Raw genomic sequence first — 20,086 nt, 5'->3', positions numbered from 1 at the left:
CAACCCCAGCCTACTTCTGGGCGATCGACTCACCAGGAGGACGGGGATGACGAAGAAGAGGATCATTGAAGGGTACGGCGGGACCAGTGAGCAGCGTCAGCGCCACCTTCAAAACGACAACTTCTCGGAGCGGGCGCCTCGAACGCCGGATGAGACGGAGGCGGTGCGCAGCACGCCCGACAAGGACGGGCGCGAGATCACCATCCATCCACTGGAATCCGAGGACTCGGACGACCTATGGCACGGCAAGCCGTGAGCCGAGCCTAGAGGCTGGGCCTCAGCGCATGAACAGGAAGTAGAGCACCGCGCTCAGGGCGATCGACACCAGGATGCTGCCGATACAGCCGAGCCGGTTCGAGAAGAAGAAGAACATACGCGCCGCCCAAGCTGTGCACTCCCAGCGCGGAGGGAAGGCCCCCTTCTGGATTTTGTCCGAGGGCCTACGGAACGCCCTCGTGGCCTACTTGCCGCGCTTCAGCCGCTCCACGTAGGCCGCTGGCAGGCCCGCGGCCTGGGCACCGCGCACCAGCGCGTCCACGAAACGGGTGCTGACCGGGCCGTCCGCCGACGCACGCCGCGGATTCGTGACGAACGCAGTGGCCTCCAGCTCCTGCCCATCCACGCGCACTCGCACCGGCCGCTCCACGCACATGCTCGTCACGAAGCCTTCCTTGTGCTGGATGATGGGCCAGTCCTGGCCGCGAATCTCGAACAGGCGGCCGTACACCTTCTGGCCCGCGGAATCCGTCAGCCCCGCGACGCGCCCACCCCACCAGCGCGACGGGAAGTCATAGACCAGATCCACATCCACGGCCTCGGCCAGCCGCCCCTCGGGCAGCTCGAAGAAGTCGTAGCTGTGCTGGGACCGCCACTCCTCGAACGCGGCGCGGTCCAGGATGGTCGAGTACGCGAAGTACAGGCGCGTGGCCGACGGGTCCGCGCCCGCACGGGCCTTCATCACCTGATCATAGTGCGAATCCATGTCCGCCCCTTTGACTGAGACTACTTCGAGCCCCGGCGCGCCCCGGTGGCCTCGTCCCGGAAGACGGACAGCACACCGGACACATCCAGCCGGGACGTCTTGATGAACAGCCGTAGAGCGCGCTCCACGTGCTCGGCCAGCGTGGCCATCTTCTCCAGTCGCTGAAGCCGGTCCGGGGGCAGCCCCGACTGGGTCTCCGCCAGCCGCCGGGCCTCCGCCAGGTCGGCGCGGATGCGCGCGACGAAGCCCGCCTCGCGCTCCTCGATGACGTGCGTCACCATCCGGACCAGGTCGTTCTCCGCGCCGTAACGCCAGACGGTGTCCTGGGGCAGGCGCACGCGCTGGATGACGCCCCAGCGCTCCAAGTCGCGCAGCAGCATGGAGACCCCGCCCTTGGACAGGTCCAGCTCCCGCTCGATTTCGCCCGCCGTCAGGGGCTCACCGCGCAGGTACAGCAGGGCCCAGACCCGCCCCTGGTTGCGCTTGAACCCCCAGAACTCAATGACATTGCCCACCGCGTCCACCGCGATGGCTTCCCAGGGCGCCAGCCGGCCATCTGCTGGCGGCGCCTCCGAGGCAACGCTACCGGGTCCCCCCGTCCACAGGTAGCCTTTCATGCAGCGCGCCCCTGGACTTGTTCGGCGATGCCAGCCGACAGCTTCCGCGCCCAGCTCACCAGCTCCGCACCCGCGGGCTCCTTGGCGAAGTGGCCCAGCTTGTCGAGCGCCGCCTCGATTTCGACGTTCATCCGCGCCATGGAGGCGTCGACGGCGCCCGTGGCCTCAATGGCCGCGCCAATCTCCTTCGTGCGATCTGGCGTGATCGCCGAGAACGCCCACGCGTCCTTCAGCTTGCGCCGCAGCGACTCATCCTTGGCCACCGCCAGGAGGATGGGCATGGACGGCGTGCGCGAGTGCACGTCCGCGTAACGCGGCTTGCCTACGTCCGTGCCCAGGATGTCGCGAATGTCGTCGGCAATCTGGAACGCCACGCCCAGGTGACGCCCGAAGCCGTCGAAACGTTCCACCGCCTCGGGGTGCTCCGCCAGCGTCGCCGCCGCGTTGCCACACCAGCCGAACAGCGAGCCCGTCTTGCCCTCGGCGATGAAGCGCAGCCGGTTGAGCGGCAGGTCCAGGTCGCCGCGAGCCTCCACCTCGGCGATGGCGGCGCGGGTCATCTCGGAAACGACCGACAGCGCGCTGCGCGTCAGCCGCGCGTCCAGCTGGGACAGCTGGTACAGGCCCGTGGACAGGATGAGGTCGCCGCTCATCACCGCGACGATGTTGCCCCAGCGCGCGTTCACCGTGGGCCGGCCCCGGCGGAACATGCCCGCGTCCACCACGTCGTCGTGCAACAGGCTGGCGGAATGGATGAGCTCCGCGGCCACGGCCACGTCCACCAAACGCTCCGCCGGAACGCCCACCGCGCCGCCGAACAGCCGCGCCAGCATGGGGCGCGCGCGCTTGCTGCCGCTGCCCAGGCACAGGTGGCGGGCCGCCTCCATCAGCGTGTCGCCCTTCACGTCCGGACCGGCATTGCCATCCACCAGGGTGCTGCCAAGCCGCTGCTCCACCGCCCCCAGAAAATCCGTCAGCTCCCGAGCCAGATCCATAGTGCGCCGTCTCCTCGTTCGTTCATATAGTTCAAGACCGCTTGAACTGCACCTGATTCCAGCGCTGCCCAGCAGCCAGGCGCGAACGGGTGTTGGAGCATGTGGGACAGCCGCGCCGCTCCTGCCCGGAGGGCGGCCGAGCACCCTGGGGCCCACCGGGGGTGGATTGAGAGCGCCCGGCGGAGCGTGCGACAGAGAGCGGACCTGTGACCCGCGCAGCCTCCCGTCGTCAGCTCCTCCGCAGCTTCAGCTTCGCCTCCCTTGCTTCCGCGGTTCCGCTGTTCCGACCCGGCGCATCCCTGCCCGGCTCGACGGCGCCGCTCCTGGGAGCACCGCCCGCGGACGGGCCCGGACCGAGGGTCCGCCCTCATCAGGGACGGTTGCGCCGAACACTGGGCGTCTCCGTGGTGGAGGGCATGTTCTCGGAGGTCTTCACTGCGTGCGCGGGTGCGACGGTGCTGACCGCATGGGCCATCGCCCTGAAGCTGGGGCCCTTCCTCGTCGGCGTGATGACGGCCCTGCCCTTCTTCGCGCAGTTCGTGCAGTTCCCCGCAGCCTGGCTGACGGGCCTCTTCGGCCACCGGCGCGTGGCCCTCACCGCGGTGTGTCTGTCCCGCGTGGTGATGTTCCCCCTGGCGGTGCTGCCCTGGCTGGGCCTGCCCTTCGAATCCCAGCAGCGCCTGCTGCTGACAGTGGCCGGTGTCTCCGCCGCGTTGAGCGTGGTGGGCAACAACGCCTGGGTGGCGTGGATGGGAGAACTGGTGCCCCGCGCCGTCCGGGGTCGCTTCTTCGGACGCCGTACCGCGCTCACCACGCTGGCGGGTACGCTGGCCTCCCTCGGCGCGGGCCTCCTGATGGACCGGCTGCGCCCCACGGACGGCGTGGGCGTGGCCCTGCCGCTGCTCGCGTTGGGGGCGTGCGTCATGGGCATCGTCACCACCCTGTTCATGGCCTCGCAGCACGACCCGGCGCCCCCGGGCACCACCCCGCCCCTGGAGCTCAAGGGCGCGCTGGTCCCTTTCAAGGATGGCAACGCGCGCCGGGTGCTCACCTACCAGGTGGCCTGGAACGCGGCGGTGGGGGTGTCCGCGCCCTTCTTCGCGCTGCACAGCCTCCAGAACCTCAAGATGACCTTCGTCATCATGGCGCTGCATGCCGCGTCGGTGGCCGGCGTGCGCATCCTGGCGGCGCCACTCTGGGGCCGCGCGATTGACCGCTGCGGCGCCCAGCCCGTGTTGATGGCGTGCTCACTGGGCATCGCCGCCATCCCCGCCCTGTGGCTGCTGCCCTCCGCGGGGACGCTGTGGCCCCTGCTCTTCGACGTCCTCCTCGCCGGGGCGCTGTGGAGCGGCCACGGCCTGGCCATCTTCGAGCTGCCTCTGACGGTCGCCCCCCGGAAGAACCGCCCCTTCTACCTGGCGGCCTTCGCCACCGCCGGCGGCCTGGCCTATACCGCCGCGGCGGCGCTGGGAGGCGCCATCGCCGCCGCCCTGCCCACCCAGTTCACCCTGGGCGGCCACGTCTGGGTGAACCTGCACGTGCTCTTCGTGCTGTCCTCGGTGGCCCGCCTGGGCGCGGCCCTGTTGACGGCGCGCATCCCCGAGCCCGGCGCCCACCCCGTGCGCTCCGTGAGAGCGCTGCTGTCGCGCCTGCTCCCACGGCCAATTCCTGCTCACCGCACAGCGTTGGATGATTGACATTCAAAAGACGCAACAGCGTCATTGCTTGTCATACTGCGGGACTGTGCAAATTCATTGCGCACAACCGCAGAATTCCAGATTAGCTGGTGATTTGCCATTTTCACTCAAAGTGTGATTTCTGCCGCTCCAGCACCGTAGCTCCCAGAGGAGCGCGGTCAACCCGCAGTGCAGGAGCACGACATGTCCTCAGGTCCTTACCGAAGGCGCCTTTTTCATGCGGTGTTTCTCGTGGGAACCCTCTCGGGTTCCGCTGCAATGGCAGTCCATTCAGAGGAAGGCGTTCGCAATTACGATGCGCGTGATGCCTACAACGCGCAGGCACGGTTTGGCATCTCGTCTGCCCAGACGTCCAGCCAGGCCGCGCTGCGGCAGGCCGTGCCGGAACTGATGGTGGAGTTCGACGAGTCCAACGGCCTGGTGCGCTCGCTCACCAATCCGGTGGGTGCGCTCTCCGGTCCGCGCAGCGGGGACCCGATGGCCATTGGCCTGGACTTCGTCCAGAAGCACCGGGACGCGCTCGGGCTGGGGCTCAACGACCTGGCGAACCTCGAGGTGACGGACCGCGTCTATTCGAAGGTGAGCGGCATCACCAACCTGTACCTGCGCCAGACGTACCGGGGCCTGCCCGTCTACAACGGCCAGCTTCAGATCAACGTGGACCGCGACGGACGCGTGCTCAGCGTGCACAGCGACTTCCTCCCGGCCCTGGAGTCCTCGCTCGCTGGCACCACGCCGCGCCTGAGCGCCGCGGACGCGGTGGTGGGCGTGGCGAAGCACCTGGGCGTCCGCCTCTCCGCGGCGCCGCAGTCCCTGAAGGCCGAGCCCGGCGCGCGTCAGCGCACGCGCGTGGCGGTGGAAGGCCTGTCCACCGAGCCCATCGACGCGGAGCTGGCGGTGCTGCCGGTCCGCCGTGGTGAGGCCCGGCTGGTGTGGCGCTTCCAGGTCCACACCCTGGACAACGACCACGCCTACGACGTCACGGTGGACGCGTCCACGGGCGAGGTCTGGACCCGCTTCGACTGGGTGGCGGCGGATGATGCCTACCGCGTCTATCCCCTGCCGGTGGAGAGCCCCAACCACACCACGCCGCTGCCGCCGTCGGATGGGCGCGTGCTGGTCTCCAACCCCGCCAACGCCACGGCGTCGCCCTACGGCTGGCACGATACGAACGGCGCGGCCGGCGCGGAGTACACCACCCTCCGCGGCAACAACGTCCACGCCTACGAGGACACCAACAACGATGGCCTGCCGCCCGCCGTGCAGCCCGATTGCACCTCGCTCATCCACTGCGACTTCCCCATCACCCTCACGAGCGCGCCGTCCACGTACATCCCCGCGGCCGTCACCAACCTGTTTTACTGGAACAACATCATCCACGACGTCCACTACCAGTACGGCTTCGATGAGGCGTCCGGTAACTTCCAGGTCAACAACTACGGCCGGGGCGGCATCGGCAACGACGACGTCCGCGCGGAGGCGCAGGACGGCGGCGGCATGAACAACGCCAACTTCATGACCCCGCCGGATGGCCAGCGGCCGCGCATGCAGATGTACCGCTGGAACACGGTGACGCCGAACAAGGACGGAGACCTGGACACCGGCATCATCGTCCACGAGTACGGCCACGGCATCTCCAACCGCCTCGTGGGCGGCCCCAGCAACGTGTCCTGCTTGTCGAACCGCCAGCAGCCGGGCGAAGGCATCAGCGACTTCCTGTCGCTCTTCTACACCGCGAAGGCGACGGACACCGGCGCGCAGGGCCGTGGCGTGGGCACCTACGCCCTGAACCAGCCCACCACGGGCGTGGGCATCCGTCCCCAGCGCTACAGCACCAGCAGCGCCGTCAACACCTGGACCTACGCCAGCATCAACGGCATGGCGGTTCCGCACGGCGTGGGTGCCGTGTTCGCCCAGGGCATGTGGGAGGCCTACTGGGCCCTGGTCAACCACCACGGCTTCAGCGCCAACCTGTACGACGCCACGGGCACCGCGGGTAACCAGCGCATGATGCTGTACTTCACCCAGGGCCTGAAGAACACGCCGTGCAGCCCCACCTTCACCCAGGTGCGTGACGGCATCATCACCGCGGCCACCACCCTGCACGGTGGCGAGGACGTCTGCCGCCTGTGGACGGCCTTCGCCGCGTTCGGCCTGGGCACCAACGCCGTGTCCAGCGGCTCCAGCGGCACGACGCCCACCAACGGCTTCGCGGTGCCCGCCGCCTGCGCTGCCTTCAGCGCGACGGCAGCCAAGCTCTAGTCGTTGAACCCCACCGGGCCGGAGCTCCCTCGTGGGCTCCGGCCTGGTCCCTGGCGCGCATGGCAGACGCCGCGTCTTGAGGTATCACCCTCAGGATGCGCACGCCTACCGCCGTGAGCCTGCTCCTGATCGGCCTGTCGCCGCTGGCCTGGGCATGCAAGAGCGAGCCCCCACCGGTCTATGTCCGGCTCCAGGGGACCGCGCCCACCGTCGCGGACGTGCCGTCCTCCCGCGCCTTGCTCATCGTGTTCTGGGCGTCGTGGTGTCCGCCCTGCAGGCAGGAGACACCCCAGCTCGTCGCCCTGGCTAAATCGCCCCCCGAGGACCTCCAGGTCGTCGTCTTCAGCCATGACGAGACGCCCCAGGCGGTGGAGTCCTTCTTCAAGGGGCCTCCCCCCGCGCCGCTCCACCTGCGCCTCGACGTGGACAAACGAGCCGGTGACGCGTTCGGCGTGGACCAACTCCCCGTCAGCGTCCTCCTGGTCGACGGCCGCCAGGTCGCCCGCTTCTCGGGCCCTCGGGAATGGGATGCCGGCGCGATGCGCCGTCTGCTGGAGCGCCTGATACGCGAGCCCCCACCTTCAGCGCCTCGCCCGCTGGATTGACACCGCCAAGCCCCATTTAATAAGCCGGTCCCGGATGCAGTCCCTCCTGCGATTTCTCGCCGTGCTCCTCGTCCTGATGACGGGCGGCGTCTTCCAGACGCTGGCCCTGGCGTCGGACGTGCACGACGACGACTGCGCGGAAGAGGCATCCGACGAGTGCGAGGACTGCTCGCCCAACTGCGTGCTGTGCGTGTGCTGCCCGCTGAGAGCCGCCCCCGCTCCCGCGTCGCCCAACGCGCGTCTCATCCCGCCGCCCCGGCCGCTGCCCATCCCCTCGCGCGTGGCGGAGCCCACGCTCTCCGGCGTGGGGACCGACATCTTCCAGCCGCCCAGAGCCTGACACCGCCCTTCACGGGAGACGTGTGTCTTGCGAGCGCCGTGGCCGGACGTGCGCGAACGTCCTCCCGCTCCGCCCAAGCCCTGTCCAACCTTCCCGCGCACCTTCGCGCGGGCCACCACCGCCGTGGGCACGCGCCCCGGCAGGAGCGCCTCATCATGCACTCGCTGCGTACGCTGTCCGTCGTCCTGTCCCTGTTCGCTGCCCCCGTCCTGGCCGACGAGAGCAAGCCCGCCCAGCAGCCCCAGACGGCCGGGTCCGAGAAGCCGCGCTGCGAGCACGGCGTCCAGAAGAGCCTCTGTGCCCGCTGCAACCCGAAGCTGGCTCCCGTCTTCAAGGCCAAGGGTGACTGGTGCCCCGAGCACGCGCGGCCCGAATCCCAGTGCGTCCTCTGCAACCCGGAACTCTCCAAGAAGGGCGTGAAGTAGATGCGTGCCTCCCGAGTCGGCCCCAGCGTCCTGGCGGTGCTGCTGGCACTGAGCGCCGCCAGTTGCAGCCAACAAGCGAGTCCCCCCACGGCGAAGGCGCCTTCACCGCCAGCCGCCTCGGGAGGCACGTCCACCCCGTCCGAGGTCGCACTCTGTGAGCACCGCGTCCCCGCGGAGCTGTGCACCCGGTGCAACCCCGACCTCATCGACGTCTTCAAGGACCAGGACGACTGGTGCGGTGAGCACGGCGTCCCCGAATCCCAGTGCTTCCAATGCAACCCGGGCCTCACCTTCACCGCGCGGGACACCACCCCCAAGGATTGGTGCAAGGAGCACGCGGTCCCCGAATCCCGCTGCACCAAATGCAACCCGTCGCTGGTCGCGAAGTTCATCGAGGCCGGTGACTACTGCCGGGAGCACGGCTTCCCGGAGTCCGTCTGCCCGTACTGCCACCCGGAGTTGGTGAAGGCCGCGGGCGCCCAGCCCCCCACCTTCCCCGAGCCGGGTACACGCGTCCGCCTCGCGTCCGCCGAGACGGCCCGCGAGGCTGGCATCCAGACACGTCGCGCGGTGAAGCGGCCCTTTGCCCGGACCCTGGACGTCGTCGGGCAACTCGACTTCAACCAGAACCGGCTGGCGCAGTTGTCCGCCCGCAGCGAGGCGCTGATAACGGACGTCCGCGTGGACGTCGGCGACGAGGTGAAGGCGGGCCAGCCACTGGTGCTGGTCACCTCGGGGGCCGTGGGCGCGGACCAGGGACGGCTGTCGGCGGCACAGACGCGGCTGACGGTGGCGCGCTCGGCGCTCGAGCGCGAGCAGCAGCTGGCTACGAGCGGAATCCGCGCACGAAAACACGTGGAGACCGCCCAGGCGGAGGTCGCGGCGGCCGAGGCCGAGCGCAATGCCGCCCGCGCAGCGCTCTCCGCCGCGGGCGCCAACGGCCAGGGCCCGCAGGGGACCTATGCCCTGTCGGCCCCCTTCACGGGGACGGTGGTGGCGCGAGACGCCGTCGCCGGACGCCATGCATCCGCTGGACAGCCGCTCATCCAGGTGGCGGACCTGAGCACCATGTGGGCCCTGCTGGAGATTCCGGAGGCGGACGCGTTCCAGGTTCGCGCGGGACAGCGCGTCACCCTCACCTTCGAAAGCATGCCCGGACAGACGCGTGACGCCACGCTCACCCGCGTGGGCGCGTCGGTGGACCGGACCTCCCGCACGGTGCGCGCCCGGGTCGAACTGCCCAACCCCGACGGCGCCCTCAAGGCCGGACTCTTCCTCAGGGCCCGGGTGCAGGTCGCTCCGGAACATGAGGCGGTGCTGGTTCCCCACGCGGCCATCCAACGCGCGGAAGGCCAGACGCTGGTCTTCGTGCGCAAGCAGCCGGGGCTCTACGAGCCCGTCGCGGTAGAGCTGGGTGCCAGCACGCGCGAGGAGGTGGAAATCGTCAAGGGCCTCTCGGCGGGGGTAGAGGTCGTCACCACCGGCGCCTTTCTGCTCAAGACGGAGATTCTCAAGGACTCCATCGGCGCGGGCTGCTGCGAGACGGCGGGAGGCGAGTAGCCGCCATGCTCACCCGGCTCATCGAATGGTCGTTGTCCCACCGCTGGGCCGTCCTCCTGGGAACGGGGGCCCTCGTCATTTCGGGCCTGCTCGCCTTCCGGGCGCTGCCCATCGACGCCATCCCGGACACGACGCCCACGCAAGTGCAGGTCAACACCGTCGCACCGGCGCTCACGCCCAACGAAGTGGAGCGCCAGCTCACCGTCCCCGTGGAGCAGGCGCTCGCGGGCCTGCCTCGCGTCAGCGAGCTGCGCTCCATCTCCAAGTTCGGTCTCTCCCAGGTCACCCTCCAGTTCGAAGACGGAACCGACCTGTGGTTCGCGCGGCAGCAGGTGTCCGAACGGCTGAGCCGAGTGCAGCTACCCGCGGGCATCGCGCCCCCGACGCTCGGGCCCGTCGCCACCGGCCTGGGCGAGGTTTTCCACTATCTCGTCAAGAGCCGGACGAAGAGCCTCGAGGAGCTGCGCACCCTGCACGACTGGGTCATCGCGCCCCAACTGCGCAGCGTGCCGGGCGTGGCGGAGGTGAATGCCTGGGGCGGCGAGGAGAAGCAGTGGCACGTCATCGTCGACCCCCGCCGCTTGCAGCAGTTCAACCTGTCCCTCGGCGACATCTACCGGGCGCTGGAGGAGAACAACGCCAACGTCGGGGGCGGCGTGCTCGAGCGGGGCGGCACGGCGACACTCGTGCTCGGGGTGGGAGTGCTCACGGACGGCAACGCCATCGAGGACGTGGTCATCGCGGCGCACCACGGCGTCCCCGTGCGAATCCGGGACGTGGCGCGCGTCGAGGTGGGCCATGAAATCCGGCGCGGCGCCACCACCGCGGATGGCGAGGGCGAGGCCGTGCTGGGCCTGGGCTTCATGCTGGTAGGCGAGAACTCCCACACGGTGACGAAGGCGCTCGCCCAGCGCTTGGAGGACATCCAACGGACGCTGCCGGAGGACGTGCGCGTGGAGCCCGTCTATGAGCGCACCGAGCTTGTGGACCACGTGCTGCGCACCGTCCGGACCAACCTGCTGGAAGGCGCGTTGCTCGTCATCGCGGTGCTCTTCATCTTCCTGGGCAACTGGCGCGCCGGCCTCATCGTGGCGGCGGCCATTCCGCTGTCGCTCCTGTTCGCCTTCAACGCGATGTTGCGCTTCGGCATCGCTGGCACGCTCATGTCGCTGGGCGCCATCGACTTCGGGCTCGTCGTCGACTCCTCCGTCATCATGGTGGAGAACGCGGAGCGGCGACTCTCCGAGGCCCGGGACGGACGCTCCCTGCTGGAGGTGGTGCGGGATGCCGCCGTCGAGGTCCGCAAGCCCACGCTCTTCGGCGAGCTCATCATCATGGTGGTCTACCTGCCCATCCTCGCCCTCGAAGGCGTGGAGGGGAAGTTGTTCCGCCCCATGGCCCTCACGGTCATCTTCGCGCTCCTGGGCAGTGCGCTGCTCTCCATGACGCTGATGCCGGTACTGGCCTCCTTCGCGCTGAAGCGAGGCGGCGGCAGCCCTCACCATGAGCCACGGCTCATGCGCTGGCTCCAACGATTCTACCGGCCCGTCCTCGAATGGGCGCTGGCCCACGCGCGTGTCACCCTGACCGCCGCCGCGCTCCTCATCGTGGGGGCCACCGTCGCCGCCACGCGCCTCGGCAGCGAGTTCGTTCCCCGCCTGTCCGAAGGCACGCTCGTCATCAACACCGTGCGCCTGGCGGAGGTCTCCCTCTCCGAATCCATCCGCTATGGCAGCCAGATAGAGCGGGTGCTGCTGTCCCGGTTCCCAGACGAGGTGCGACGCGTCTGGACCCGGACCGGCACCGCGGAGGTGGCCACGGACCCCATGGGCGTCGAGCTCTCCGACGTCTTCATCACCCTCAAGCCTCGGGCGCAGTGGAAGCGGGCCACCACCCAGGAGGAGTTGGTGAACGAGATGAAGGCCGAACTGGCGGACCTCCCAGGCATGCGCATGGCCTTCCTCCAGCCCATTGAAATGCGCGTCAACGAGATGATCGCGGGCGTGCGGAGCGACGTCGGCATCAAGCTCTTCGGGGATGACCTCGACGTGCTCAAGGCCAAGGCCCGTGAGCTGGAGACCCTGGTGAAGGCCATTCCCGGTGCCGCCGATGTCACCGTGGAGCAGGTGACGGGCCAGCCCGTGCTGGAAGTCACGGTGGACCGGGCCGCGGTGGCCCGTTACGGGATTCCCGCCCGCTCCGTCCTCGACGTCGTGGAAGCCGTGGGCACGCGCATCGTCGGCGAGGTGCGCGAAGGCGATCGGCGCTTCGACCTGGCCGTGCGCCTCTCCGAGGAGTACCGCGAGGAGCCCACGCGACTCGCCACCATCCCCGTGGCCGCGCCCGGCGGCGAGCGCGTTCCCCTGGGACGGCTGACGACCATGAAGGAGAAGTCTGGCCCCACCACCATCCAGCGCGAGTGGGGCAAGCGGCGGCTGGTGGTCCAGGCCAACGTGCGAGAACGCGACCTCGGCGGCTTCGTCGCGGAGGTCCGCCGAACACTCGATGAGAAGCTGGAGCTGCCCACGGGCTACTACGTCCGCTACGGCGGCCAGTTCGAACACCTCGAACGCGCACAGACGCGCCTGCTCATCGTGGTGCCGGTCGCGCTGGCGCTCATCTTCCTGCTGCTCTACCTCACCTATCAGCGCGTCCTGGACGCCGTGCGCATCTTCGCGGGCGTCCCCTTCGCGCTCGTGGGCGGCGTGCTCGCGCTTCTGCTGCGGGGCCTGCCCTTTTCCATCTCCGCCGCCGTGGGCTTCATCGCGCTGTCAGGCGTGTCGGTCCTGGGGGACATGGTGCTCGTCTCACGGGTCCGCGCCTTGTTGGAGCAAGGCCAGGCCCTGGGCGAAGCCATCCGCCATGCGGCCGTGTCCCGGCTGCGGCCCGTGCTGATGACCGCCGCGGTGGCCGCCATCGGCTTCGTGCCCATGGCGCTCAACACCGGCGTCGGCGCGGAGGTCCAGCGGCCCCTGGCCACGGTCGTCATTGGAGGCGTCCTGTCGTCCACCCTGCTCACCCTCGTGGTGCTCCCAGTCCTCTACTCGGTCTTCGGCGCCGGGAAGGACGCGCCCATGACGAGGGCTCCGTGATGCGCAATGGCCTGTTTTCCGGACTCGCCTTACCCTGAGGGCATGTGCCGGAACATCAAGCCCCTGTTCAACTTCGCGCCTCCCGCCACCGATGCCGACATCCGCGCGGCGGCGCTTCAATTCGTCCGGAAGATTGCCGGGACGCGGACGCCGTCGAAGCAGAACACCGACGCCTTCGAGGTCGCCGTCGAGGAGATCTTCCAGAGTTCGAAGCGCATGCTTGACGGGCTGGTGGCCACCACGCCGCCCAAGGACAGGGCCCGCTTCGAGGCCATGAAGCGCCTGCGCTACAAGAAGGCGGAGTCCCGCTGACGGAGGTGACTCGCCGTCCCCCGGGGCCGTGCTTACCCTTCCGCGCAGCAGCCTCCTGAAGACGGGGTGGATGTGACGCGGAAGGCCAGAACCACGAAGCCACGGCAGCGGATGTCAGCGGGGAAACGCTCCGACACGGCCCTGCTCATCATCGACGTCATCAACGACCTGGATTTCCCCGGCGGGGAGAAGGTCCTCCCGTGGGCCCTGCGCATGGTGGAGCGCCTGGGCCCCTTCGCGGACAGGATGCGGCGGGCCGGCGTCCCCGTCATCTACGTCAACGACAACTTCGGGTACTGGCGCAGCAACTTCCGCGACACCTACGCCCATTGCACACGCAAAGGGAGCCGGGGCCGGAACATCGCCCGGGCCCTCAAGCCGCAGCCGGATGACTACTTCATCCTCAAGCCCAAGCACTCGGCCTTCTTCGCCACCTCCCTGGTGCCCTTGCTGGAGCACCTGGGCACCCGGAAGCTCATCCTCGCGGGGCTGGCCACCAACCTGTGCATCTTCTTCAGCGCCCATGACGCGCACATGCACGAATACCAGCTCACGGTGCTGAGCGACTGCTGCGCGGCGGAGAGCGACCACGACCATGACCTGGCGCTCTCCCAACTCCAGCGCTTCCTCCATGTGCGCGTCTGCCGGAGCGACGAGGTGCATCTGAGCGCGAAGCGGCGCCGCGTCTCAGCGAAGCGCCCCCACGCCACGAAATACGCGTCACGGAAGAAGGCCGCTCCGTCCGCGTCGTAGCGGTCGAAGAAGCTCCAGCAGCGCCGTCAGACGTCGTAGGCGCGGACGACCTGAGAGACGCGCTCGGAGAGCATTCTCAGGGACATGGCGGAGTCACTGGTCGTGGAGATGCGGGACACGGTGTCCGTCATCAGGGTGTTCAGCTCGTTGACCGCGGTGAAGATCTGCTCGATGCCCGTGGCCTGCTGGCTGACCGTCCGCGCGATCTGCCGCGCCGCCGCGGTGCTGTCCTCGACGATGGCGGTGAGTTCCTTCAGCGTCTCGCCGGACGTGCGGACCTGCGCCAGCCCCGCCTCCATGCGCTCGGTGCCTTCAACGGTGATCTCCACCGTGCCGATGATGGCTTGATTGATGTCCTGGAGGATGCGCCGCACCTGGTTGGTGGCCCGGATGGACTGGTCCGCCAGCGCGCGAATCTCCTTCGCCACCACGACGAAGCCCTTGCCGTGCTCCCCGGACCGCGCCGCTTCGATGGCGGCGTTGACGGCCAGCAGGTGGGACTGGTCCGCCAGATCCTTCACCGTCTCGGTAATGCCGCTGATCTGCCTGGTCCGCTCGCCCAGGGAGGTGATGCGCGCGGCGATCTCCGCCACCTGATTGCGCACTTCCTCCATGCCGTCGATGCTCGCCGAGACGGCCTCTTCGCCGGTGCGGCTCAGTTGCTCGGCGCGCTCGGCCACCTGGATGACGGACTCCGCGGAGCCCGACGCCAGCATCGCCGTCTGGCGAATCTCCTGCGCCGTCACCTGCGTCTCCTGCAGCGCGGCCGCGTGGCGCGTCACCATCTCATTCTGCTGATCCGCCGACTCCGTCAGCCCCGACACCGAGTCACTCAGCAGCTCCGTGGAGGACTGGAGCTGATGCAGCAGCTCCTTCAGCTTGCCCACCAGCATGCCCACGGCCCGCGCGAGCTGCCCCACCTCGTCATCCGAGTCGATGCGAATGGTCTGCCGCAGGTCGCCGCGCTCGGCGATATGGCGAACCGCGGAGGAGAGCTGGTTCAGGGGCGACACGATGGCGCGGCCGACCAGGAAGGCCGCCGCGGTGAAGACGAGCAGCGCGACCAGCACGGTGATGCCCACGTTCGCCAGCGCCCCTTCCACGAGCCCCCGCGCATGGGTGCGGTCGAAGCCCACGTGGACCCAGCCGGCGTCACCTGGTACCGGCGCCACCAGGTCCTGCAACTCCGTATCCCCATCCCGCAGGACGAGCCCTCCCTCGGAGGACCTCAACTGCTCGCGGGCATCCCGTAGCATCTGGGCCTTCTCACCGGCCACGCCCACCAACGTCCCACCCGCGTCGAACGCGGCGACGTAGGCCGCCCCGCCATGCCGAGCCACGGCCTCCAGCGTCTGCTGGACCTCGTCGTGCGCGCTCCGCTTCATGCCGTCCGCCACCGCGGCGGCGAGCACCGCAGGCAGCGCGCCGCTCAGCTCCCGCCCCTGCGCCTCGAAGGCTTCCTGGAGCCGAGGCACGGTGTAGCCCTGGGTGAGAAGGACGAACAGGAGCGCCACGATGATGGGCGCCAGGGTGATCTTATGGGTGAGTGAGAGTCGCATCCGGCCGTGCCCGATTCGGGCTCAAAACGGGAAATGATGCTCCATCTGACAATCCAGACGCGTCGCATTGTGGGCGCCAGCGTGCGGGGGTGCAATCCCTCGGGAACCCCTTACTCCGCGGACACCGGCGACTGCTTTCCCAGCGCAAATTCACGCCGGGCATGGACTTCACCCACCACAACTCGGCATTGAAACCAGAGTCAGAACGTGGCCCCGAACCGCAAGAGGTCCAGGTTCAGGTCCACGATGAACTTGTCTTTCCAGCCACGTGCCGGCTCCCGAGCAAAGAGCCATCCCGGGTCGACCCGCCTGCGCTGCTGGTTCCAGCTATAGCCCACGCCAACGCCGATCACCGGAGCCAGGAAAGAACGCGAGCGGCGGGACGTCTTCCGGTACCCCACGTCGAACCCGAGGGAGACCTGTCCGCCCGTCTCCATCCTCGTGCCCTCCGCCGTCACTGGGATTTCCGTCCCACGCACGCTCTGATGCGTCACCATGCCACTCAGCTTGGGCTGGATGAAGAAGCCATCGCCCCGCTCGCCCGGCCAGGGCGTCCACGCCAGGCCCACCGTGGCCCGAAGGGCTTGCAGGGTGCCGCAACGAGGCATCGCGTCCCCGTGGATGTTGGTGCACCGCTTGCGCGCCAGCATGGGGCGGAGTTCGAAAACGCCATCCGTTGTATCCGTCAAGGGCACGTTCATGCCCACCGGCAGCGCGACATTGAGGCCCACACCCAGGATGGGCCCCACCAGAAGCAGACTCCAATCGATGAGGGAGGCCGTCCAGATGGCCAGCCCGGCTCGCTCCGCACGAGGGGCCTGCGGCACCGACGCGGTCTCCACGCCTTGAGCCTTCCCGGTGCCTGCGAACAGGAGCACCGCTACGAGTACCGTTCGAGTCATGCCCGGCCGCACTGCATGTCTCATACCCAACGACAGACATCTCAGTGCATCGCCGGGAGACCTTGGATACAGGCCGAAGCACGACAAAGCAGTCATACGCGACCGCCGAATGTTCAGGACGTGGTTGTCAGGGTGCCGACTGACTCCGGGTGACGTCAGGGCCTCGGCGATACATCAAGGCGCGTCGCCAGCGACAGCAGCGGCCTGCACCGTGCTCCACCACGCCGTGTCCGCGCGCTCCCGCGTTGGCTCCACGGGGCGGCCCAGGACGGGCGTGAGCAGACTCACGCCCCGCTCGCGCGCCCCGGCCGCCAGCTCGTTCGCGGGCGCATCCCAGGCGTGCAGCGCCAGGTTGAACGTCCCCCAGTGGATGGGCAGCAAGGTGCGCCCCCGCACCATCTCATGCGCCTTCAGCGCCTGCTCCGGCCCCAGGTGGATGCTTCCCCAAGAGGGATGGAAGGCCCCCACCTCGAACATGGTGACGTCGAACGGACCGAAGCGGCGCCCCACCTCCGCGAACTCCTCCGTCAGCCCCGTGTCCCCGCTGAAGAAGACCCGGTGCTGCGAGCCCAGCAGCGTCCACGACGTCCAGGACGTGCTGTTGCGGTCCGTCAGGCCCCGGCCGGAGAAGTGCTGCGCGGGCGTAGCCACCATGCGCAGGCGGCCCTCCCCCTCTCCCAGTGACACCTCCTGCCACCAGTCCAGCTCCACCACGCGCTCCGCCGGAACGCCCCACTTCTCCAGGTGCGCCCCCACGCCCAGCGGCGCGTAGAACTTCACCTGACGCGGCACCAGCGCCCGGATGGTGGGCATGTCCAGGTGGTCGTAGTGGTCGTGCGACAGCAGCACCGCGTCCACGTCCGGCAGCGCCTCCAGCGGAAGCGGAGGCGGATGGAACCGCTTGGGCCCAGCAATGGTGGACGGCGACGCGCGCTCGCCCCAGATGGGGTCTGTGAGGATGCGGAAGCCGTCAATCTCCACCAGCAGCGTGGAGTGACCCAGCCACGTCACGCGCAGGCCGCTCTCCGGCGGCTTCGCCAGCGCCGCGGCCACGTCCCGTTCCATGGGCAGCGCGGACGGCGGCGTACGCTGCTGGGTGCCGAAGAGCATCTCCTTCAACGTGCCCCAGTCCGGCCCATTCTGCGGCAGCCTGGCACCGGCGGTGTTGATGAAGATGCCAGCCTGATAGCGCGACGATGCCTTCATCCGCTCCAGGCGCGCCCCATCCGCCCGTGCGCCGAAAGACTGGAGGCCGTCCGTCGTCGTCCACGTGAGGAGGGCCCCCACGCCCGCGCCCAGCCCCATCACGCCCAGGGCATACCGCCACAGGCCCCGCCGCTTCGGACGACCTCCACTCAGGAACGCATCGCGCATGACCCCCACGTGTAGCGCCGCCTTCAAGGCAGCGCCTGGGAAATCAGCACCGAAAGGCCACCTACCGGCCGCTGGTGACCTTCAAGCCCACGATGGAGGTGAGGAGCAGCACCAGGAAGAAGACGCGCGCGGGCGTGGCCGGCTCATTGAAGAGCACGATGCCCATGATGGCCGCGCCCACGGCGCCAATGCCGACCCAAACACCATAGGCCGTGCCAATGGGCAGGTTCTTCGTGGCGATCCCCAGAAGCACCATGCTGGCGACGATGGCGCCGCCCGTGAGGACGCTTGGTACCAGCCGGGTGAAGCCCTCGGTGTACTTGAGACCGATGGCCCAACCGACCTCGAGCAACCCCGCGATGACGAGTAGAATCCAGGACATGACGTACGACTCCCGTTGTCGCGTCGTCTTGTCCTGACCGGGTACGGCGCGCCTCGTCCGGGCCAGACACCCTCACGATGAGGCCGCTGGCGCCCCCCTCTATAAAGCCACGCGATTCCCGTTTCAACCCGGCCGGACAACGCCACGGCACCAGGTGGGGTGTCCGGCGGTGGGACACAGGCACGCTTGGGAGGGCTCGCGGAGATGCCTTGCCGGCTCGCCTTGAACCCGTCTGTCCGCGGCCCCAGCTTCCTGGCGGAACAACCCCGTCTGTTGGAGGCGCTCGAAATGAAACGAATCCAGGCACTGGTCGTCGCGGGCGCGTTGTGCGGAGGCACGGCGCTGGCCAAGGACAAGCCCGACATGCGCGGGCTCACCGTCACCGTGGGCGGCGGCGTGGAGGGCTACAGCGGTGGGCTGGCCCCCCGAATCGATCCGGGCGCGGCGTACGGCGCCACGGCCACGCTCAAACCGTCCACCGTGCTGGGCATCGAGCTGGGCTACACCGGCGCCATCAACAAGCTCGACCGGCGCGGCCTGGAGGACCTGGCGCGAAACCCGGACATCGTCCGCAACGGAGGTCAGGCCGTGGCCACCATCGGCCTGACGGCGAGCCCCGTGCAGCCGTACCTCCTCGGCGGCCTCGGCATGAACTGGTACAACGTCCGCCGCGGCGCGGAAGCGCTGGGCTACCGCGACGACACCGCTGGCGCCGTGCCGCTGGGCGCGGGGCTGCGCTTCTACACCGGCTCCTTCACCGCGGACCTGCGGGCCAACTACAACCTCCTCTTCAACCAGGAGCTCGTCCCCACGCTGCCGCCCGCGGAGAACCAACCCGTGACAGACGTCACGTTCGCGGGAGGCTCCAGCTACAACGCCACGCTGAACGTCGGCGCCACGTTCTGAGCGCATCGGCATGACCGGGCCCGGAGCCCTCCGGGCCCGCGTCACCGCAAGCCATCGTGGATGAACTTGAGGACGGAGATGAACTGCCGGTCCATCACCAGCAACATGATCAGCGGCGCCAGCGCCGCCCCCACCACGGCCAGCAGGGCCATCTTGTCCCAGAGCAACAGGCGCATCCTCCGCGCCAGCGTGAAGGCCGTGCCGATGTCCGCCAGCGAGGACATCTCCGGCGCGCCCAGCAGCTCCGGCTCCGGTCCGCCCCGGAACCACTTGTGTTCGAACTGCCGCGAGTGCTTGGCCGCGACCTTCGAGAAGTCCTCGTCACCAATCCGCTTCGCCCGCACGAGCTGGGGCACGAAGAAGCCCATCGGCGCGAACACCAGCACCACCGCGCCGGCCGCGATGACCACCAGCGGAATCACGTAGGCCGCAGGGTTGGCCGACAGGTCCTTGGGCTCCACCCGGGACGTGTATGCCGCCACCACCACGGCCAGGGAGAACACCACGGGCGAAAAGCTGGCCTGGCAGACAGGCAGGAACCCGAGCCCACCCATCATGTCCGGATGTGTCGGAACCAGGGTCAACGGCAGACGTGACACACGCAGCAGGAAGGCGCTCCACATGACGCCACGCCAGATCCACCGGAGCGCCAGGAAACGGAACAGGGGTTGGCTCACGGCGAGATTCCACCACCCCGCCATGGAGAACCCGTCGCCGTTGAGGGTCCACGACCGGGTGGCGTCGGCCGGGGTGATGAACGTGAGGCCATACGCCAGGATGAGCAGCAGCGCCTCCACGACATAGCTGTCCCGCCACCGCATGGCGCGCCGGGCATCCGCTTCGAACGTCTGGAGGCCATCCGTCGCCACCAGGTTCGAATTGAGGAACTGGCGGACCGCGAAAGCCAGGCGGCCGTCGATGTAGGGCTCCGCGGCGAGGAGCACGGGCAGCGCCACCAGCAACTGCGCATGGACCTGGAGTTCCATGAACAGGGAGCCCACGGTCGGCCCACCCGAAGGCAGCGTGAAGAGCAGCAGGGGCAACCAGCCGATCGCCGAGAAAGCCAGCGCCCGTAACACGGGGTCATAACGCTTGCGCGGCCCCCGCCGGAGCCGGCGCTCGGTCTCGAAGAGCGGCCCGCCCTTCACCAGGGAGAATTCGGCAATCGTCGAGTGCGAGTCCATGAGGGAGCCGTCTCCACGGTGGGGCTGCGTCCAGGAACCCACAAGCGCCCCCGGGCCGGGCGACGACCGGCAGGCGCAGGCGCGGACACGGGGCCTACCCTTGAGGGCCGGATTGTTCCGTGCCGCGTGGCCCCCCACG

At 69.0% G+C, this 20,086-nt stretch carries 19 protein-coding genes and 1 riboswitch; of the genes, 11 read left to right on the top strand and 8 right to left on the bottom strand.

The genetic code is table 11. The features are described 5' to 3' along the window. Window positions 1–46 precede the first annotated feature (46 nt). Window positions 47–256, top strand: a complete 210-nt coding sequence (locus FMP39_RS14350; RefSeq protein ID WP_141590438.1) for a hypothetical protein — start codon at window positions 47–49, stop codon at window positions 254–256. A 204-nt stretch (window positions 257–460) separates the two neighbouring features. Here the strand turns inward: FMP39_RS14350 and FMP39_RS14345 are convergent, their stop codons facing one another. The 3 genes from FMP39_RS14345 to FMP39_RS14335 are packed head-to-tail and all read right to left on the bottom strand — an operon-like array spanning window position 461 to window position 2,594. Continuing rightward, a complete protein-coding gene (locus tag FMP39_RS14345; protein ID WP_141590437.1) occupies window positions 461–982 on the bottom strand; it encodes a gamma-glutamylcyclotransferase in 522 nt (173 codons plus the stop codon). A gap of 20 nt (window positions 983–1,002) precedes the next feature. Continuing rightward, window positions 1,003–1,599: a GbsR/MarR family transcriptional regulator gene (locus FMP39_RS14340; RefSeq protein ID WP_141590436.1), complete on the bottom strand. Its 597-nt coding sequence runs from the start codon at window positions 1,597–1,599 to the stop codon at window positions 1,003–1,005. Then, window positions 1,596–2,594: a polyprenyl synthetase family protein gene (locus tag FMP39_RS14335; RefSeq protein WP_141590435.1), complete on the bottom strand. Its 999-nt coding sequence runs from the start codon at window positions 2,592–2,594 to the stop codon at window positions 1,596–1,598. Before FMP39_RS14335 ends, FMP39_RS14340 begins: the two co-directional genes overlap by 4 nt. Window positions 2,595–2,800: 206 nt before the next feature. On the opposite strand from FMP39_RS14335, the gene FMP39_RS14330 reads away from it, so the two are divergent. From FMP39_RS14330 to FMP39_RS14290, 9 genes are all read left to right on the top strand, one after another. Continuing rightward, complete coding sequence (locus tag FMP39_RS14330) at window positions 2,801–4,291, top strand: MFS transporter (protein ID WP_141590434.1); 1,491 nt, start codon at window positions 2,801–2,803, stop codon at window positions 4,289–4,291. Window positions 4,292–4,549: 258 nt separating this feature from the next. Beyond that, window positions 4,550–6,553, top strand: a complete 2,004-nt coding sequence (locus FMP39_RS14325; protein WP_228557985.1) for a M36 family metallopeptidase — start codon at window positions 4,550–4,552, stop codon at window positions 6,551–6,553. A gap of 95 nt (window positions 6,554–6,648) precedes the next feature. Then, window positions 6,649–7,158, top strand: coding sequence for a TlpA disulfide reductase family protein (locus FMP39_RS14320; protein WP_141590432.1), 510 nt, complete (start codon window positions 6,649–6,651; stop codon window positions 7,156–7,158). 34 nt (window positions 7,159–7,192) lie between these two features. Next, entirely contained in the window at window positions 7,193–7,498 is a 306-nt protein-coding gene (locus tag FMP39_RS14315; RefSeq protein WP_141590431.1) for a hypothetical protein, read from the top strand. 155 nt (window positions 7,499–7,653) lie between these two features. After that, window positions 7,654–7,923 carry a hypothetical protein gene (locus FMP39_RS14310; RefSeq protein WP_020478144.1) on the top strand — a complete coding sequence of 90 codons (270 nt, stop codon included), beginning with the start codon at window positions 7,654–7,656 and terminating at the stop codon, window positions 7,921–7,923. After that, window positions 7,924–9,483: an efflux RND transporter periplasmic adaptor subunit gene (locus FMP39_RS14305; protein ID WP_141590430.1), complete on the top strand. Its 1,560-nt coding sequence runs from the start codon at window positions 7,924–7,926 to the stop codon at window positions 9,481–9,483. 5 nt (window positions 9,484–9,488) lie between these two features. Beyond that, the gene (locus FMP39_RS14300) at window positions 9,489–12,575 is read left to right on the top strand and encodes an efflux RND transporter permease subunit (RefSeq protein WP_141590429.1); all 3,087 of its coding nucleotides are present in this window, start codon (window positions 9,489–9,491) and stop codon (window positions 12,573–12,575) included. 42 nt (window positions 12,576–12,617) lie between these two features. Then, a complete protein-coding gene (locus FMP39_RS14295) occupies window positions 12,618–12,887 on the top strand; it encodes a DUF2277 domain-containing protein (RefSeq protein ID WP_026114134.1) in 270 nt (89 codons plus the stop codon). A 111-nt stretch (window positions 12,888–12,998) separates the two neighbouring features. After that, entirely contained in the window at window positions 12,999–13,640 is a 642-nt protein-coding gene (locus tag FMP39_RS14290) for a cysteine hydrolase family protein (protein WP_141590428.1), read from the top strand. Window positions 13,641–13,666: 26 nt separating this feature from the next. Here the strand turns inward: FMP39_RS14290 and FMP39_RS14285 are convergent, their stop codons facing one another. The 4 genes from FMP39_RS14285 to sugE all read right to left on the bottom strand — a co-directional run bounded on the left by FMP39_RS14285 (window position 13,667) and on the right by sugE (window position 17,857). Beyond that, window positions 13,667–15,199 carry a methyl-accepting chemotaxis protein gene (locus FMP39_RS14285; RefSeq protein ID WP_141590427.1) on the bottom strand — a complete coding sequence of 511 codons (1,533 nt, stop codon included), beginning with the start codon at window positions 15,197–15,199 and terminating at the stop codon, window positions 13,667–13,669. 200 nt (window positions 15,200–15,399) lie between these two features. Further along, window positions 15,400–16,101 (bottom strand): hypothetical protein, encoded by a 702-nt coding sequence (locus tag FMP39_RS14280; RefSeq protein WP_228557984.1) that lies wholly within the window; start codon window positions 16,099–16,101, stop codon window positions 15,400–15,402. A 174-nt stretch (window positions 16,102–16,275) separates the two neighbouring features. After that, complete coding sequence (locus tag FMP39_RS14275) at window positions 16,276–17,475, bottom strand: MBL fold metallo-hydrolase (protein ID WP_141590426.1); 1,200 nt, start codon at window positions 17,473–17,475, stop codon at window positions 16,276–16,278. 61 nt (window positions 17,476–17,536) lie between these two features. After that, a complete protein-coding gene (sugE, locus tag FMP39_RS14270; RefSeq protein WP_011553683.1) occupies window positions 17,537–17,857 on the bottom strand; it encodes a quaternary ammonium compound efflux SMR transporter SugE in 321 nt (106 codons plus the stop codon). A 17-nt stretch (window positions 17,858–17,874) separates the two neighbouring features. After that, window positions 17,875–17,945: riboswitch (guanidine-III (ykkC-III) riboswitch) on the bottom strand. A gap of 200 nt (window positions 17,946–18,145) precedes the next feature. Between sugE and FMP39_RS14265 the strand changes: the two genes are divergently transcribed. Further along, on the top strand, window positions 18,146–18,763 hold the full coding sequence (locus FMP39_RS14265) for a hypothetical protein (RefSeq protein ID WP_228557983.1): 618 nt from the start codon (window positions 18,146–18,148) through the stop codon (window positions 18,761–18,763). Between the two features lie 41 nt (window positions 18,764–18,804). Here FMP39_RS14265 and FMP39_RS14260 read toward each other — a convergent pair whose 3' ends face one another. Further along, a complete protein-coding gene (locus FMP39_RS14260; RefSeq protein ID WP_228557982.1) occupies window positions 18,805–19,947 on the bottom strand; it encodes a hypothetical protein in 1,143 nt (380 codons plus the stop codon). Window positions 19,948–20,086 lie beyond the last annotated feature (139 nt).

Source organism: Myxococcus sp. AB056 (genome assembly GCF_006547365.1).
Taxonomy (GTDB): domain Bacteria; phylum Myxococcota; class Myxococcia; order Myxococcales; family Myxococcaceae; genus Myxococcus; species Myxococcus virescens.
Note: the sequence above shows the minus strand (reverse complement) of the source record. Positions and strands in the feature narration are given on the sequence as shown.